The organism is Pseudomonas sp. H3_D04 (genome assembly GCF_054669175.1).
This window is the reverse complement of record NZ_CP162801.1, coordinates 6,293,693-6,308,701: the sequence shown is the minus strand read 5'-3', so window position 1 is coordinate 6,308,701 and position 15,009 is coordinate 6,293,693. Positions and strand designations below refer to the sequence as shown.

Annotated in this window: 17 protein-coding genes and 1 pseudogene; 4 read left to right on the top strand and 14 right to left on the bottom strand. The window is 60.9% G+C overall.

Annotation, left to right across the window (positions count from 1 at the left end; all coding sequences use genetic code 11):
* Positions 1-32 precede the first annotated feature (32 nt).
* The gene (locus AB4N91_RS28990) at positions 33-752 is read left to right on the top strand and encodes a 16S rRNA (uracil(1498)-N(3))-methyltransferase (RefSeq protein WP_010466899.1); all 720 of its coding nucleotides are present in this window, start codon (positions 33-35) and stop codon (positions 750-752) included.
* A gap of 116 nt (positions 753-868) precedes the next feature.
* Here AB4N91_RS28990 and AB4N91_RS28985 read toward each other — a convergent pair whose 3' ends face one another.
* Genes AB4N91_RS28985 through AB4N91_RS28975 form a run of 3 tightly spaced genes read right to left on the bottom strand, consistent with a single transcriptional unit; the run spans position 869 to position 3,409 of the window.
* Positions 869-1,771, bottom strand: coding sequence for a transporter substrate-binding domain-containing protein (locus AB4N91_RS28985; protein WP_460111983.1), 903 nt, complete (start codon positions 1,769-1,771; stop codon positions 869-871).
* A gap of 27 nt (positions 1,772-1,798) precedes the next feature.
* A complete protein-coding gene (locus AB4N91_RS28980; protein WP_010466895.1) occupies positions 1,799-2,149 on the bottom strand; it encodes a RidA family protein in 351 nt (116 codons plus the stop codon).
* 18 nt (positions 2,150-2,167) lie between these two features.
* Positions 2,168-3,409, bottom strand: coding sequence for a D-amino acid dehydrogenase (locus AB4N91_RS28975; protein WP_145306749.1), 1,242 nt, complete (start codon positions 3,407-3,409; stop codon positions 2,168-2,170).
* A gap of 107 nt (positions 3,410-3,516) precedes the next feature.
* On the opposite strand from AB4N91_RS28975, the gene AB4N91_RS28970 reads away from it, so the two are divergent.
* Positions 3,517-4,425 (top strand): LysR family transcriptional regulator, encoded by a 909-nt coding sequence (locus tag AB4N91_RS28970; protein ID WP_460111982.1) that lies wholly within the window; start codon positions 3,517-3,519, stop codon positions 4,423-4,425.
* A 113-nt stretch (positions 4,426-4,538) separates the two neighbouring features.
* Here AB4N91_RS28970 and trhA read toward each other — a convergent pair whose 3' ends face one another.
* The gene (trhA, locus tag AB4N91_RS28965) at positions 4,539-5,156 is read right to left on the bottom strand and encodes a PAQR family membrane homeostasis protein TrhA (protein ID WP_010466891.1); all 618 of its coding nucleotides are present in this window, start codon (positions 5,154-5,156) and stop codon (positions 4,539-4,541) included.
* Positions 5,157-5,285: 129 nt separating this feature from the next.
* Here trhA and AB4N91_RS28960 point away from each other — a divergent pair, with 129 nt between their 5' ends.
* Complete coding sequence (locus AB4N91_RS28960; RefSeq protein WP_077747236.1) at positions 5,286-6,200, top strand: LysR family transcriptional regulator; 915 nt, start codon at positions 5,286-5,288, stop codon at positions 6,198-6,200.
* A gap of 85 nt (positions 6,201-6,285) precedes the next feature.
* Here AB4N91_RS28960 and madM read toward each other — a convergent pair whose 3' ends face one another.
* The 10 genes from madM to AB4N91_RS28910 form a co-directional block, all read right to left on the bottom strand.
* Entirely contained in the window at positions 6,286-7,050 is a 765-nt protein-coding gene (gene madM, locus AB4N91_RS28955; protein WP_010466889.1) for a malonate transporter subunit MadM, read from the bottom strand.
* Between the two features lie 5 nt (positions 7,051-7,055).
* Entirely contained in the window at positions 7,056-7,448 is a 393-nt protein-coding gene (gene madL, locus AB4N91_RS28950) for a malonate transporter subunit MadL (protein WP_010466888.1), read from the bottom strand.
* Positions 7,449-7,513: 65 nt separating this feature from the next.
* On the bottom strand, positions 7,514-8,425 hold the full coding sequence (gene mdcH, locus AB4N91_RS28945; protein ID WP_083375555.1) for a malonate decarboxylase subunit epsilon: 912 nt from the start codon (positions 8,423-8,425) through the stop codon (positions 7,514-7,516).
* Positions 8,422-9,033 carry a malonate decarboxylase holo-ACP synthase gene (locus tag AB4N91_RS28940; protein WP_460111980.1) on the bottom strand — a complete coding sequence of 204 codons (612 nt, stop codon included), beginning with the start codon at positions 9,031-9,033 and terminating at the stop codon, positions 8,422-8,424. Before AB4N91_RS28940 ends, mdcH begins: the two co-directional genes overlap by 4 nt.
* Positions 9,027-9,830, bottom strand: coding sequence for a biotin-independent malonate decarboxylase subunit gamma (gene mdcE / locus AB4N91_RS28935; protein WP_314641995.1), 804 nt, complete (start codon positions 9,828-9,830; stop codon positions 9,027-9,029). The genes AB4N91_RS28940 and mdcE overlap by 7 nt, the downstream gene beginning before the upstream one ends.
* The gene (locus AB4N91_RS28930; RefSeq protein ID WP_460111978.1) at positions 9,827-10,678 is read right to left on the bottom strand and encodes a biotin-independent malonate decarboxylase subunit beta; all 852 of its coding nucleotides are present in this window, start codon (positions 10,676-10,678) and stop codon (positions 9,827-9,829) included. The genes mdcE and AB4N91_RS28930 overlap by 4 nt, the downstream gene beginning before the upstream one ends.
* Positions 10,671-10,970, bottom strand: a complete 300-nt coding sequence (locus tag AB4N91_RS28925) for a malonate decarboxylase subunit delta (protein WP_008026217.1) — start codon at positions 10,968-10,970, stop codon at positions 10,671-10,673. The genes AB4N91_RS28930 and AB4N91_RS28925 overlap by 8 nt, the downstream gene beginning before the upstream one ends.
* The gene (locus AB4N91_RS28920) at positions 10,970-11,827 is read right to left on the bottom strand and encodes a triphosphoribosyl-dephospho-CoA synthase (protein WP_010466883.1); all 858 of its coding nucleotides are present in this window, start codon (positions 11,825-11,827) and stop codon (positions 10,970-10,972) included. Before AB4N91_RS28920 ends, AB4N91_RS28925 begins: the two co-directional genes overlap by 1 nt.
* A complete protein-coding gene (mdcA, locus tag AB4N91_RS28915) occupies positions 11,827-13,497 on the bottom strand; it encodes a malonate decarboxylase subunit alpha (RefSeq protein WP_077747234.1) in 1,671 nt (556 codons plus the stop codon). The genes AB4N91_RS28920 and mdcA overlap by 1 nt, the downstream gene beginning before the upstream one ends.
* 269 nt (positions 13,498-13,766) lie before the next feature.
* A complete protein-coding gene (locus tag AB4N91_RS28910) occupies positions 13,767-14,396 on the bottom strand; it encodes a nucleotidyltransferase domain-containing protein (RefSeq protein ID WP_169857149.1) in 630 nt (209 codons plus the stop codon).
* Between the two features lie 304 nt (positions 14,397-14,700).
* Between AB4N91_RS28910 and AB4N91_RS28905 the strand changes: the two are divergent.
* Positions 14,701-14,997: pseudogene (locus tag AB4N91_RS28905) on the top strand (DUF6124 family protein); the annotation flags it as partial.
* Positions 14,998-15,009 lie beyond the last annotated feature (12 nt).

The following is a 15,009-nucleotide window of genomic DNA, read 5'->3' as shown; positions in this document are numbered from 1 at the left end:
GCTGCTATATTCGACTTTTACAGAGATCCAAGATGAGACTGTCCCGCTTCTTTATCGACGCCCCCTTGAGCACCGGCGAACACGAATTGCCCGAGGCCCAGGCCCATTACATCAGCCGCGTCCTGCGGATGGCCGAGGGTGATGCGCTGCAATTGTTCGACGGCTCAGGCCATGAGTTTCGGGCCACGCTGGTGGAGGTCGGCAAGAAGCGCGTCGTCGTGCAGATCGATGAAAGCTTCGCCGGGCAAATCGAGTCGCCCTTGCAGATCCACCTCGGCCAGGGCTTGTCCCGAGGCGAGCGCATGGATTGGGCGATTCAGAAAGCCACTGAACTGGGCGTCACCGAAATCACCCCGATCTTCAGCGACCGCTGTGAAGTCCGCCTGAAGGATGAACGCGCCGACAAACGCCTGATGCACTGGCGCCAGGTGGCGATCAGCGCGTGCGAGCAATGCGGGCGTTCACGGGTGCCAGTGATTCATCCGCCGCTGTTGCTGGCGGACTGGTTGAAGCAGACCGAGGCCGAGTTGAAACTGGTGCTGCATCCGGTGGCTGAGCCGTTGGTGAGTCATGCCAAACCGACAACCTTGGCGTTTCTGATCGGGCCTGAGGGCGGGTTGTCCGATGCTGAAGTCGAGCAGGCCAAGGCTGGCGGTTTTCATGCCGCCCGCCTCGGTCCTCGCGTATTGCGCACCGAAACCGCACCCGTCGTGGCGTTAGCGGTGGCGCAACAACTGTGGGGCGACTTCTAGGTTCTGATCGTTCCCACGCTCCGCGTGGGAATGCAGCCCGTGACGCTCCGCGTCACTGGACGCAGAGCGTTCCTAGAGGCATTCCCACGCAGAGCGCGGGAACGATCTGCCCGCAACTACTGCACCGGATCACTCACCGGTTTGGCGATGATGGCTTTCAGTTCGCTGGTCATCGGGAATTCCAGGTTCAAGCCTTTGGGCGGGATCGGCTGTTGGAACCAGCGGTTGTAGATGCCGTTGATTTCCCCTGAGCTGTACAGGTCGGCCAGCGTGGAGTTGACCAGTGCCAGGAACTGCGGATCATCCTTGCGCACCATGCAGCTGTAGATTTCCCTCGACTGCTCCTCGCCCACCACCACCCACTTATGCGGATCGCGGGCCTTCGCTCGTTCACCATAGAGCAGCGCGTCGTCCATATAGAACGCCGCCGCCCGACCCGACTGCAGCATCTGGAAAGCCTCGCCATGGTCCTTGGCGCTGATCACGAACATATCGATCTTGTGATCGATGTTATAGCTCTTCAGAAACCGTTCATTCGTTGTGCCCGCGGTGGTCACGACGTTCTTGCCGCGCAGGTCAGCGAAACTCTTGATGCCGCTGTCCTTCGCCGTGAGCAACTGACCCTTCACGTAGATAAACCCGTAGGAAAACGCCACTTGCTGCATGCGCTCGGCGGTCACGCCGGTGGAGCCGCACTCAAGGTCGACCGTGCCGTTCTGCACCAGCGGAATGCGCGTTTGCGAGGTCACCAGGTTGTACTTCACCTGCAGATCCGGCAGTTCAAGCTTTTGCTTGATGCGCTCGACAATCTTGCTCGCCAGGTCCACCGAATAGCCCATCGGCTGCCCCGTGTGATCACCCACGTAGGAGAACGGCACCGACGCGTCGCGATAGCCCAGCGTGATGCTCTTGGCATTGGCAACCTTGTTCAGCGTACCGGTCAGTGGCGTTTCGTTGGCCTGGACCTGACTGGCGAGCAGCAGACCGAGGGTGCAGCCGATCAACGTGATTTTTTGCATTGTTATTCTCCGTTGTGGGTTGAGCGATTAGCGGCGCGCTGCGATCACGGTGATTTCCACCAGGACCTCGGGACGGGCCAGTTGCGCCTGCAAAGTAGTGCGGGTTGGCGCTTTGCCCGGTGACAGCCACTGCGACCAGACCTCATTCATGGCGGCAAAGTCGCGGCCAATGTCGTTCAGGTAAATGGTCGCGTTGAGCAGATGATCCTTGTCGCTGTCAGCTTCGGCCAGCAACGCATCGATCTTCGCCAGCACCTCGGCGGTTTGGCCAGTGACGTCGAGGCTGTCACCCGGAACCTGTCCCGAGAGAAACACCAGATCGCCAAAGGTCACCGCGCCAGAGAGCCGGCTGTTGCTGTTGATACGGTTGATGCTCATCGGTTTTTCCTTTTCAAGTCAGGCGACGCGGGGGGCGAGGCCCTGCATTTCAATCGAGGGTGCGCGCCGGGCGATCAACTCGCTGAGCAACCGGGCGCTGCCGCAAGCCAGGGTAAAACCCAGGGCGCCATGGCCCAGGTTGAGCCACAGGTTGCGGTACGCCGTGGCCCCGATCAACGGCACGCCGCTGGGGGTGGCCGGGCGCATGCCGGCCCATTCGATGGCGGCGGTGTAATCGCCGGCATTGGGTAAGGTTTCCTGCGCCTGGCGCTTGATCAGCGCCAGACGTTTGGGGTCGAGCGCCGGGTCGAAACCGACGATGTCGACCATCGCCGCCACGCGCAGTTGATCACCGATGCGGGCATAAACGATCTTGCGGTTGTAATCGGTGATGCTCAGCTCCGGCGCGCGATGTTCGGTGCGCACGGGCAAGGTCAGGCTGTAGCCCTTGAGCGGATACAGCGGCAGGTGCATGCCGGGCAGCGCCAGCGCCGGACTGCGATGACCGGCGGCGATCACCAGTTGCTCGACCGGCAGCACGTGCGAACCCATTTCGACAGCCTGCACCGCGCCATCCGCGTGGCGAATGCCGGTGACCTTGCGTCCCAGCAAAAACTCGCAACGCCCCGACGCCTGGAGCCGAGCCAGCAGTTGCTGGCAGAAAGCATGGCAATCGGCGACTTCTTCATCAGGCGTATAAATCGCGCCCACAAACGGCGCCTCGGCAAGCGCAGGCTCCAACTGTGCGCATTCGGCACGCGACAGCACATGCTGCTGTTGCGGATCGGCCAGGCCATGGCGCGCATGCTCAAAACTCGCGGCTTCACGAAACGTCACCAGTTTGCCGTTGCGCCGCCAAGCGAAGCCGTCGAGACGGTCTTCGTCCCGCCAGCCTTGCAGCGTGGACTGGCTCAGCAGCGCCAGACGCAGCAGGTGCGCGCCGTTGCGCTGATTCACAGAACGACGGCACGCCGCCAGGAAGGACCCCATCCAGCGCCATTGCGCCGGGTCCAGGCGCGGACGCAACTTCAGCGGAGAGTCACCGCGCAGCATCCAGCCAAGCGCCTGCAACGGCACGCCGGCATCGGCCAGAGGCGCGACGTAACGGTAGGACAACTGGCCGCCGTTGGCGAAACTGGTCTCGCTACCCAGCGAATCTCGGGCCTCGATCAGCGTCACGTCGATGCCGTCGCGAACCAGTGCGTAAGCCGTCGTCAGGCCGATGACGCCGCCACCGATGATGCAAACCCGCTGAGCCATGTCTGTCCTTAACCGTTGTTGAAACAGGCTTCAGGTTAGGACCAGGTGACAGACCTTGAACAATGCATAAAGATGCCTGACCCATAAACAAAGGTTATGGACTTGCCATGCGACTGCGACACATCGAGATTTTCCAGGCCATTCGCCAGACCGGTTCGGTCAGTGGCGCCGCGCAGTTGCTGCACGTGTCGCAGCCGGCGGTGAGCAAAGTGCTGCAACACGCCGAGCAGCAACTGGGCTTCCCGTTATTTCTGCGGGTTCGCGGTAAATTGCAGGCCACGCCCGAAGCGCTGGAGCTTGAGCGCGAAGTCGACAAGGTCACCGAAAGCCTGCAAGGCGTGCGACGTCTGGCCCAGAGCCTGCGCCGCGAGCCGGGTCACAGCGTGAGGATCGGCGCGATCCCGGCGCTGGCCTTGTCGCTGCTGCCGCCGGCCATCAACGAGTGGACGCAACGCTACCCGGACATTGTCTGCGAGCTGTCCAGCGCCCACAGCCGTGAGTTGATGCAGAATTTGTTGATGCGCGAAGTGGATGTCGCGCTGACCTTGCAACCGCCGGATCATCCGGGCCTGAAGGCGCAGCCCCTGGCATGCGGGGTGTTGGTGGCGCTGGCGCCGTTGGGCTATTGGACCGACGACGCCTTGGGCCAGCCATTACCCTTGATCGAACTGGCCGGCGCGCCGCTGATCGGCCTGTCCAGCACCGATCCGCTGGCGGCCAGGCTCGACAGCTACCTTGAGGCGGTCGAGCCGCCACCACGGGTTCGCATCGCCGTGCAGACCTATTCGCTGGCGCGGGCGATGGTTGAATCCGGTGCCGGGCTGGCGGTGATCGACCCGTTTACTGCGCTTGGCGCATCCCCCGCCACCACGGCGATTCGACCTCTGGCGCCAGCGTTACCGATCACGTTGTATGCGGTCACCCGCGCCGACGAACCGCCGCCCCATACCTTGAGCGACTTGTTGCAGGTGTTCAGCCGACGGGCGCAGGCACAACTGGATCGCCTGTGTTCCTGAGGGAGCATGCCTGCTCGCGAATGCGGTGGATCAGTCAGCGATGATGTCGACTGACCTGGCGCTTTCGCGAGCAGGCTCGCTCCCACAGGTTTTTCATATAGCTGCGGTGCGATCTACAAGACATAAAACATAATCGCCACGAAGTGCAGCAGACTCCCGGCGATCACGAACAGATGCCAGATCCCGTGGGCATGACGCAAACGACTGTCCAGCGCAAAAAAGACAATGCCCACGGTGTACAACACGCCGCCCGATGCCAGCCAGGCAAAACCTGTGCTGCCCAGCGCCGCCAGTAGCGGCTTGACCGCCACCAGCACGATCCAGCCCATAACCGCGTAGATCACTATCGACAGAATCCGCGCTTCCGAACGCGGTTTGATCTCTTGCAGGATGCCGATCAGCGCCAATCCCCAGACAATTCCGAACAAGGTCCAGCCCCACGGCCCGCGTAGCGTCACAAGACAGAATGGCGTGTAACTGCCCGCAATCAGCAGGTAGATCGAAAAGTGATCGACCTTCTGCATGATCGCTTTCTTGCGCCCGCGCACGCTGTGGTAAACGGTCGATGCGCTGTAAAGCACCATCAAGGTAAATCCGTAAATCGCCACGCTGACAATCTTCCACGGGCTGCCGTCCATGCTGGCAATCACCAGCATCCACACCACCCCGACCATCGCTGCCACCGCACCGACCAAATGCGTCCAGGCGTTCAATCGTTCCCCGTGATACATGTGTCGCCCACCTCAACATTCGTTACAACATGGCGCAAGGCTCAGCCCTTGAGCCTAAAAGCGCAATGTTTCAGATCACAAATCCGCGCATACGTGCACAATCGAGCCATTCGACCAAGAGTCACGCCCATGCTGATCGACGAAGAGTTGACCCTGAAAAAACTCGAGGTGTTCCTCGCCTTCATGCGCACCGGCAACCTGGCCCGGGCCGCGGCCGAGTTGCAGACCAGCAACGTCAGCGTGCACCGCGCCATTCACTCGCTGGAAAGCGCCTTGCGCTGCCCGTTGTTCAAGCACGAAGGCCGCAACCTGACACCGCTGGAAAGCGCTTATGTGCTGGAAGAACGCGCCCAGAAGCTGATTCAGGACGTGGTCGAAACCGTGCGCCTGACCCGCGAAGCGGCCGGGTTCTCCGCCGAACGCTTCAAGCTCGGCTCGTTGTATTCGCTGACGGTGAAGACGGTGCCGCAGCTGATCATGGGCCTGAAAATCCGTCGCAGCGAGCTCAACATCGACTTGATCCTCGGCTCGAATTTCGACCTGCTGTACAAGCTCAAGAACATGGAAGTCGACGCGATCCTGGTGTCCCTCGACGACAGCGTCAACGACCCGGACTGCGAGCAGATTCCACTGTTCTCCGATGACATCTTCCTGGCCACGCCAGCGGATTCGAAGTTTGCCCAACGGGCGGAAGTCGACCTGGCCGAAGTGCGCGACGAAACCTTCATCACACTCACTCAGGGGTTTGCCACGCATCAGGACGGCAACCGGGTGTTCAAACAGGCGGGGTTCGAGCCGAAGGTGGCGATGCAGGTCAACGACATCTTCACCCTGCTGAGCATGGTCAGCTCGGGGGTGGGTTATGCGTTGCTGCCGGGGCGGATTGCGGCGGTGTATGAGAACCGTGTGAAGCTGATTCCGTTGCAGGAAAAGTATCGGTTGCAGCAGCACATTGGCGTGGTGTTTCTGAAAGCCAAGGAGCGCGATCCGAATCTGCTGGCGTTGTTGGCGGAGTGTCGGATGTATGCCAATCGCCAGGCCTGAGACCCTGTCGCGCCCTTCGCGGGCAAGCCTCGCGCCTACAGGCATTGCGCAGATCCTGTGGGCGCGTGGCTTACCCTCTAGCGCATCAGCCCATTAATCCGCGCATGATCAGAAACAGCAACGAAGGCCCGAGTAAACAGCCCAATGCCGTGTAGAACGCGGCGGTCAGGCAACCATAAGGCACCAGTTTCGGATCCGTGGCCGCCAACCCGCCCGCCACACCGCTGGATGTCCCCATCAAGCCCCCGAAGATCACCGCACTGCGTGGGTTGTTCAGACCAATCATCGGCGCCACGAACGGCGTCATGACCATCACCAGAATGGCTTTGATCAACCCTGCGGCAATCGACAGCGCCATGACCTCGGAACTGGCACCGATGGCAGCCCCGGTCACCGGACCGACGATATACGTCACAGCCCCGGCACCAATGGTGGTCAGGCTGACCGCATCGGTGTATCCGAAGGCCATGGCCACGGCGACACCGGCAATAAACGACGTCCCGACGCCGACGAACAACGCCAGTACTCCGACAAAACCGGCACGTTTGAGCTCATCGACACTGACACCGAACGCCGTGGCCACAATGGCGAAATCGCGCAACATGGCACCGCCCAGCAGGCCAATCCCGGACAGCAACGGGATGTCCACCACGCCTTTCTGGCCACCGGTCAACGCACCACCGACATACGACAACAACAGGCCGAGCAAAATGGCGATGGCCGAGCCGTGCAAGCGGCCTTTAGTGAACGTATTGGAAATCCAGTAGGACACCCACATGGTCACGCCGACAATCAGAAAGCCACTGATCAGGCCGTAACCGGTAATTACCTTCATCATCGATTCGTACATGGCGATCACCCTACCGTCTTCGGAGGAATGACAGAGGCGGGTTCCTTGTTGCCGATGCGTACCAGCACCGGCACCAAGGCAAAGGCGATAACCACCGCTGCCGTCCCCGCCAGAATCGCCATCGGCCCACCCTTGAGTGCGCCATAGACGTTTTGTTGCGCCGCCATGGCGACGACGATCGGAATATAAATTGCGCTCCAGAACTCCACGCCCTGCTCTGTCTTGCCTTTGAACCAACCACTTTTATTCAGGTAACTGCCGAGGCCGATCAACAGCAGCATCGCAATACCTACACCGCCAACGTTGGCCGGTACGCCAATCAGCTTGCCGAGCAGTTCACCGACAAAAATACCCACCAGGGTACAAAAGGCGAGAAACGCCACACCATAAATAATCATTGTTGTTGTCCTCAAAGTGCATCGTCGAATGTTGTTTTTGTTGTTCGAAGGCTTGAGTCGGTGGTCTAGGGTTGGCGGCTTCCCTCCTCACGCAACAGCGCCTGCAAGGTATCAAGGCGAGCACCGTCGAAGGCAATGACGGTGCCCTGCTCGAACACCCGGCGCGCCAGCCCGGTCAGCACCGCACCGGGCGGCAGTTCGATCTGTAGACGTACGCCACGCTCGTAAGCGCTTTGCACCGTGCCGCGCCAATCCACCACGCGACACATGTTGAAAGCCAGGTCATCGCGCAAGGCTTCGGTGTTGATGACGGGCCGGGCGCGACTGCCGCTCAGGTAACTCAATGTCGGTGTTTTCAGTTGCACATTGGCGAAGGCTTCGGCCAGGGTTTTCGCCGGAGCTTCCAGCAGCGGGCAATGGGAAGGCACGCTGACGGCCAGTCGTTTTGCCAGACCTGCACCGCGACCTCGGGCCAGTTCGGCGACAGCTTTCATCGCCGCATCGCTGCCGGCAATGACCACTTGGTTATCGGCATTGATATTGGCCAGGTAAACCGGCATATCGACGCGGTGAACCTGCGCCAGCAACCCTTCCACTGTCGCCAGATCCAGACCGATGATCGCGGTCATGCCGTAGCCCTGAGGATAAGCCTGCTGCATCAGCTCACCACGCAGGCTGACCAGATGCAGCGCATCGCTGAAGCTCAGGGCGCCCGCCACCACCGCTGCCGGGTAGGCGCCGATGGACAATCCCGCCACGTAATCCGCTGCCATTGATAACTGGCGTGAAGCCGCGACGCCGGCAATCAACAGGCAAAGCTGAACGGCCCTTGTCGATTTCAACGCCTCGGCGCAATCCAGCCGCAACACGTCTTCGCCCAGCACTTCACTGGCCTCATTCACCGTTTCGAGAGGCAAACGGTGGAGCATGCCCGGTTGCTGCGCGCCCTGACCTGGGAACACCAGCAAACTGCTCACGCTGCTTGCTCCCACGGATCAATCACCAGGCAGGCTTCACGGGCGTTTTTCAGCAAAACCCGGCGGGCAGCACCAGCCCATTCGCGCAGGGCGACGGCGCCGAAAGGCGTCTGCAACTGCATGTCTACCTGGCACGCAGCCGTGTCCAGAATCTTCACCAGCGCCTGCGCTTTCAATCGATCCAACGGTTGCGGGGTGCGCAGGATCAAGTCGAGATCACTGCCCTCGTGCAACGCCTGAACACCGCTGGCCAATTCAAACCCGGCGCTGCCGCTGACGCCCCACGCCCAACCGAAGTCATCGAGCATCGGCCGCAAATCATTGAGGGCGCGTACTGCTGGCAGATCCCGCTCGATCAAGGCATGACAAAGGTCTTCCGGTCTGACGCGACGAGCAATCGCAGCGATCGACATCACCGTTGCAAACCGCTGCTCACGCAACCGCCCACGTACCCCGACCGCGACGTGATCCGGCGCACTCAACGCACGCCGAACCACCACCGGCTGACCTGCGCTGACCGACTCGATCGCCCATGCAGGCGCGTCCATCGGCAGCTGCTCCGGGGTCATCCCCCAAAGCAGGTCGTGGGCCAGAAACGTATTCACCACTGCGCTCTCAGCAATTGGCGAACGGTGCTTGATGCCGCACGGTTGGTCGCGCCCAAGCGGCTGCCCAGGTCACGTCCGCTGGTGGCGACATCGCCAATGGCTAGGTTCAGGCATTCAGTCACCCGCGCCAGATCCGCCGCTGTCGGCTGCTCGATCTGCTCTACCGACAAGGTTTCCCAAAGCAATCCCAGACTCGCATAGCTGTCGATGTCATAAGCCATCGGAGGCACGCTGGAAGCCAGGGCTTCGAGTTCTTCGACGCTGCGCAACGTCACCCGCGCTGCCGATGCCTTGCCCATCGCATGGACCATCACGCCTGGATCACGCAAGGCAATCAAGCGATTGGCCTGATACCCATGGGCCAGAAACGCCCCGGACATCGCCTTGCCCACCAGCAAGCCAATCACCGCATGACCGGCCAACCGGGCGCGGGCATAACTGTCTGCCGCACCCGCCAGGGCCTGATGAATGCCGAGCGCTTCTTCGCGCCGACCGTAAGCCTGGCTCGGCACATCGACGATGGCGACCAAAGCGCGTTTGTGCGGTTTATCCGTGTCTTCGGCGATGACGTCATCCACCGCCTTGGCCAGGCCCCAACCTTCCAGCAGACCGACCTCGCCATTGCGAGCGCGGACGAAACGGTTGTCGGGATCAGCCACCACCGCGATAAACCGTACAGACTGATCACCCAATACACCGTCGGCGACCTTCAACGAAGCAGGCAAACCTTCGACCGGTTTCGCGCCCGCACTCAAGGCGTTGAACCAGTTCAAACCTCTCAGGGAATACGAACTCATGAGTGCTCTCCTTGATACAGATCGCGAACCACTGACGGCTCGATTTGCGGTTCGGCGTCCAGACGGGCCAGCCGTTGCAGGAACAGATCGGCCTGACGGCTGCGTTGCTGTGCCGGCAAACCTTGCTTGAGTAACTCACCGACCTGCTGCTGAATCTGCGCCACGTCGTCGGCGACATAACGGTCCACCAAACCGCTGGCAAAACGCTGCTCGCCACCGGTCAGGCTCCAGATGAAAGGACGGTCGCGGGAGTCGTATTCCTCAAGCCCGGCTTCCTGTTCGATCACTTGCGGACCGTTGAGGCCAAGCCGCGCTTCCTGAGTCACCAGCAAATAGCTGCACAACCCGGCGGCAATCGACATCCCGCCAAAGCAACCCACGCTGCCGGCGACCACACCGATAACCGGCTGGTACTGGCGCAGGTCGACAATCGCCGCATGAATATCGGCAATTGCCGCCAGCCCAAGATTGGCTTCCTGCAAACGCACGCCGCCGGTTTCCAGCAGCAACACGGCGCGAGTGGGAATGCCATTGCGGTTGTCTTCGGCGGCGAGTTCCAGCGCACCGGCAATCTTCGCCCCGCCGACCTCACCGAGGCTGCCGCCCTGAAATGCACCTTCGATGGCGGCGATCACCACCGGTAATCCGCCGATGCTGCCCTTGGCGATCACCACGCCGTCATCGGCTTGCGGCACCACGCCCTGGCGCGACAGCCACGGCGACATGACGCGTTGAAACGGGTCGAGCAATTCGCGGAAGGTGCCAGGGTCGAGCAAGGATTTCGCCCGTTGCCGGGCGCCGAGTTCGACGAAGCTGTGCTTGTGTAGGAGTTCTTTACTGTCAGTCATGACCGATCTCCTCAAAGCCTTGTTCCAGACGCAAGCGCACCACGCCGGGGGTAGCGCCGAAATCGTGGATATCAATGGCCATCGCTGGCGGTGTCTGGCCGTCGAACATCCGTGCAAACAGGTGCTGCCAGCGTTGTTCGGCGCCATTGACCGAGGTCTGCACCTTGATCGTCAATTTGCCGGCCTGACCCGGTTCGATCAGCACTTCCAGATCGCCCGAACCGACACAGCCCACCAGCGTGCGGCCCCGTGGCGGCTGCCCGGCGGGGAATTCAAAGGATAAGGTTTCCATCAGAAAGCTCCCGACTCGATGCGGTCGATAAACAGGCAGGCGGCGAGCAAATCCGCGGCACCGCCGGGCGACGCATTCAATGCGATTAATTGTTCGTCCAATTCGTGCAGACGGCGGCGACCGGCGAGGCTGGCACTGCCGCCCGCATCGAGTACCGCTTGGGCACCAAGCTGCATGGTTTGCAGGCCGTGTTCGCCGGCGCGGTAGAGCACGCAGGTGTCGGCCAGGTTCGTCATGATTGCGAGCAAGGCGTCGAGCCGGGCGTTCTGCTCGCCATGGCCCAAGGCGCGGCTGCGTTTGAGTTGTGGCAGTGCGCGTTGCAGAACCGAAGGAAAGCCGAGTTGGGCTTCTTCACGGGCACCGCGAGCGCCGTAGCGTTGGGCAACCTGGGCGCCATGGCTGAGTGGACGTGGTGCGTAACGGTCGTCGATTAACGCGAGTCGGGCAGCACGCAAAGCAATCGGGCCTGCGGCACTGGATTCAGGCTCAAGCGCGCAGGCGGTGACCAAAAGACCCAAGGCCCAGATCGCCCCGCGATGGGTGTTCACGCCAGCCGTCGTGGCGAGCATCGCTTGCTCCCCTTCCCGACCGATCCGTCCAACGGCTTCACGCAGCGGCACACCGACTTCGCCAGATTCAATGGCCGCTTGCGCCATTTCCTTGAATGCAGGCCACAGCGACAGCGCCGAGGCGTGCATCAGCCCGAGGTGCAAATCGGTATGAGCGCCATTGCCACGACGGTCGACCAACGCCGGTTTCGGCGACAGGTCCGCTTCGTCGATCAATGCGTCCACCGCCAGGTCCGCCAGCCGTTCAGCCAGGGAAAGCGTTTTCGGTTGCAGGTTGAATGCGTGCATTACCAGCTCCTGAACTTGGCGGGCGGGTTGTAGAGGCCACCGGACCACTCGACCAGATCAGCCACGCTCTTGGCCGCGAGCAATTCGCGGGTGGCGTCGGTGCGGCGGATGCCGAGGTCTTCGGGCAAGGCGATCAAGCCTTCACGGCGCATGCGTGCGGTGTCTTTCGGGTTGTGGCGCAGGCCGATGGCGGTCACTCCGGCGACGGCGGCGATCATCGCCTGGCGCTCTTCAAGGGAACGGGCCTTGTACAAATAGGCGATGCCTTCTTCGGTCAGCAGGTGGGTGACGTCGTCGCCGTAGACCATGATCGGCGCCAGCGGCATGCCGCTTTTCTTCGCCACTTCTATTGCATCGAGGGTTTCGACGAAGGTCGGTTTGCCGCCCTCCTGGAAGGTCTCGACCATTTGCACCACAAGTTTTTTACCGCGTTCGAGCAACGCTTCGGGCGCGTCGTCATGGCGCATGTCGAGCCAGGCCGGCGTGCTATGACGGCGACCGCGCGGGTCGTGGCCCATGTTCGGCGCGCCGCCGAAACCGGCCAGGCGCCCACGGGTCACGGTGGAAGAATGACCGTCGCCATCGACTTGCAGGGTTGCGCCGATGAACAGGTCCACCGCGTATTGCCCGGCGAGTTGGCAGAACATCCGATTGGATCGCAGAGAGCCGTCGCGCCCGGTGAAGAACACGTCCGGCCGCGCAGCGATGTAGTTTTCCATGCCCAATTCAGTGCCGAAGCAATGCACACTTTCGACCCAGCCGCTTTCAATCGCCGGGATCAGCGTCGGGTGCGGATTGAGCGTCCAGTTGCGGCAGATCTTGCCCTTCAGGCCTAGGGATTCGCCGTAGGTCGGCAGGATCAATTCGATAGCGGCGGTGTTGAAACCGATGCCGTGGTTCAGCGACTGAACGTTGTGTTTTTCGTAGATCCCACGGATCGCCATCATCGCCATCAGCACGTGCACAGGCTTGATGTGCCGTGGGTCGCGGGTGAACAGCGGTTCGATGTAGAACGGCTTGTCCGCCACCACCACGAAATCGACCCAGGACGCGGGAATGTCGACGCGTGGCAGGTCGCTGACATCGTCCACCAGTTGGTTGACCTGGACGATGACAATGCCGTCGCTGAAGGCGGCCGGCTCGATCAAGGCGGGGGTGTCTTCGGTGCTCGGGCCGGTGTAGATGTTGCCGGCACGGTCGGCCATGAAACCGGCCGAGAGCACGACGTTGGGAATCAGGTCGACCACCAGCCGCGCATAGAGCTCGATGTAGGTGTGGATCGCGCCGATTTCCAGCAGGCCGTCTTCCAGCAATTGGCTGATGCGCAGGCTCTGGGTGCCGGCGAAGGAGAAGTCGAGCTTGCGGGCGATGCCGCGCTCAAACAGGTCCAGGTGCTCGGAGCGGCCGACGCTGGGCATGATCATGTGCAAGTCATGCAACTTGGCGGGATCGGCCTTGGCCAGGGAGCGAGACAGGAAATCCGCCTGCTTCTGGTTATTGCCTTCCAGCACCACGCGGTCGCCGGGCAGGATCAGAGCTTCCAGTGCCGCGACGATGTTGTCGGTGGGCAGGACCACACCGTCGGCAAGATCCTTGACCAACGCCAGACGCCGCTGCTTTTCGCTGCGCCGCCGCGTCCATCGCGAGTCGGGGGATATTGTTGTTGTCATGACCACTCCACGGGTTCGCTGTCGTGGGAGTCACCTTAGGAGGGTTGGGTGGGGAGCATCAATCAAGCACAGAGACGGATCGTTACGGTCAGGGTAATGGTTGACCATGCCGACGCCATCGCGAGCAGGCTCGCTCCCACAGGAGAGCGCATTTCAATGTGGGAGCGAGCCTGCTCGCGAAGAGGCCAGAACGATCACCGCAGTTTTCAACGAGTAATAATTACAGCCCAGCCATCTGCTGCTGCACACGAATGGCTTTCAGCCCACCGCTACGTAACAGGTTTTCCAGATTCTCGTTGCTGCCCATCCTTGGACTCCAAAGGGTTTTCCCCCATCAGGTTGATCTTGTCCTGCTGCGCTACCCGCACGACGAAGCTGTTTTCAGCCGCCAGTTTTGCGGCCCAGTCGTCGGGGGTATAGAGCGTCGGATTGAGGACGCGGCCTAATTGCTCCTCCAGAGGCATAAGCCGCTCCATCACTTCACTGTAGTGCAGGCCTTCACCGATCAGCATGAGATCAATGTCACTGGATGCGTTTGCCGAATCCTTGGCGATTGAACCGTACACAAATGCCCAGGTGATCTGTTCGGCAAAGGGTTGAAGCGCCTGACGCAGAGGCTCGGCAATGCCAAAAGTCTTGCGGGCGATGCCCAACAGCTCAGCATAAATCGGGCACTGCGGATTGGCCTGATAGTGGGTCTGGTTGCCTTGGCGGCTCAAGGTCAACACGCCTGCCTGTTGCAACCGATCCAGCTCTCGCATGAGGCTGCCTTTACCCACTTGAGCCCAGCGGGCGATTTCGTTGGCGTAAAAACTTCGATCGGGTTTGCCGAACAACAAGCCCAGCACTTTTTGCTGAGTGGTCGTGAACAAGGCTTCGCTGAGGGAAAGGTTTTTCACAGTGGCAACCGATGAGTCCCAAAAAGGGAACGACAGGTCCCTTTTTGGGAATCTTCAACCTGTCGCGAGCCGAATAGGGATTTGTGTTTAAACATTTGTCCGCAGGAACGGTGCGAGGCTACACAGTCTGGCGTCGCCGCCTACAGCAATGCCGGAAGCCGCTGACTGGGGGGGTTTTGCGCTGATCGTTATTGTTTATGGGTCGCTGCCAATCAGCGATCGGGTCTGGAACCCCCGAAAAGACGGAGAAAAAGCGCCATTCATTTCGAATGGACCAACGCCAATCTGTAATCGGAAACTCATTATGTCCAAGGTAAAGACCAACCCAGCAGATAACACTGACATCGATTCCCAAGCGTCCCTTGAAGCCGAGAAACTTAAAGAAGCTGCCGACCGCGTCTTCTCCTATTACTTTCCCCCTGCTCACGAAAAAACGTCGAGGCGCCGTAATAAGTCCCGGCTCTTCACTGTATGCCCCGACATCGACACCGAAGCCTTGCTGGCCAATGCCTCCGAAGACTTGCTGTCCATCAGCGCCATTGCGGCCGATCTGGCAGACGATGTGGAAGGCTCGGGCCGGGGTTTAGCTGTGAAGTATTCGGTAAGGTGAAGG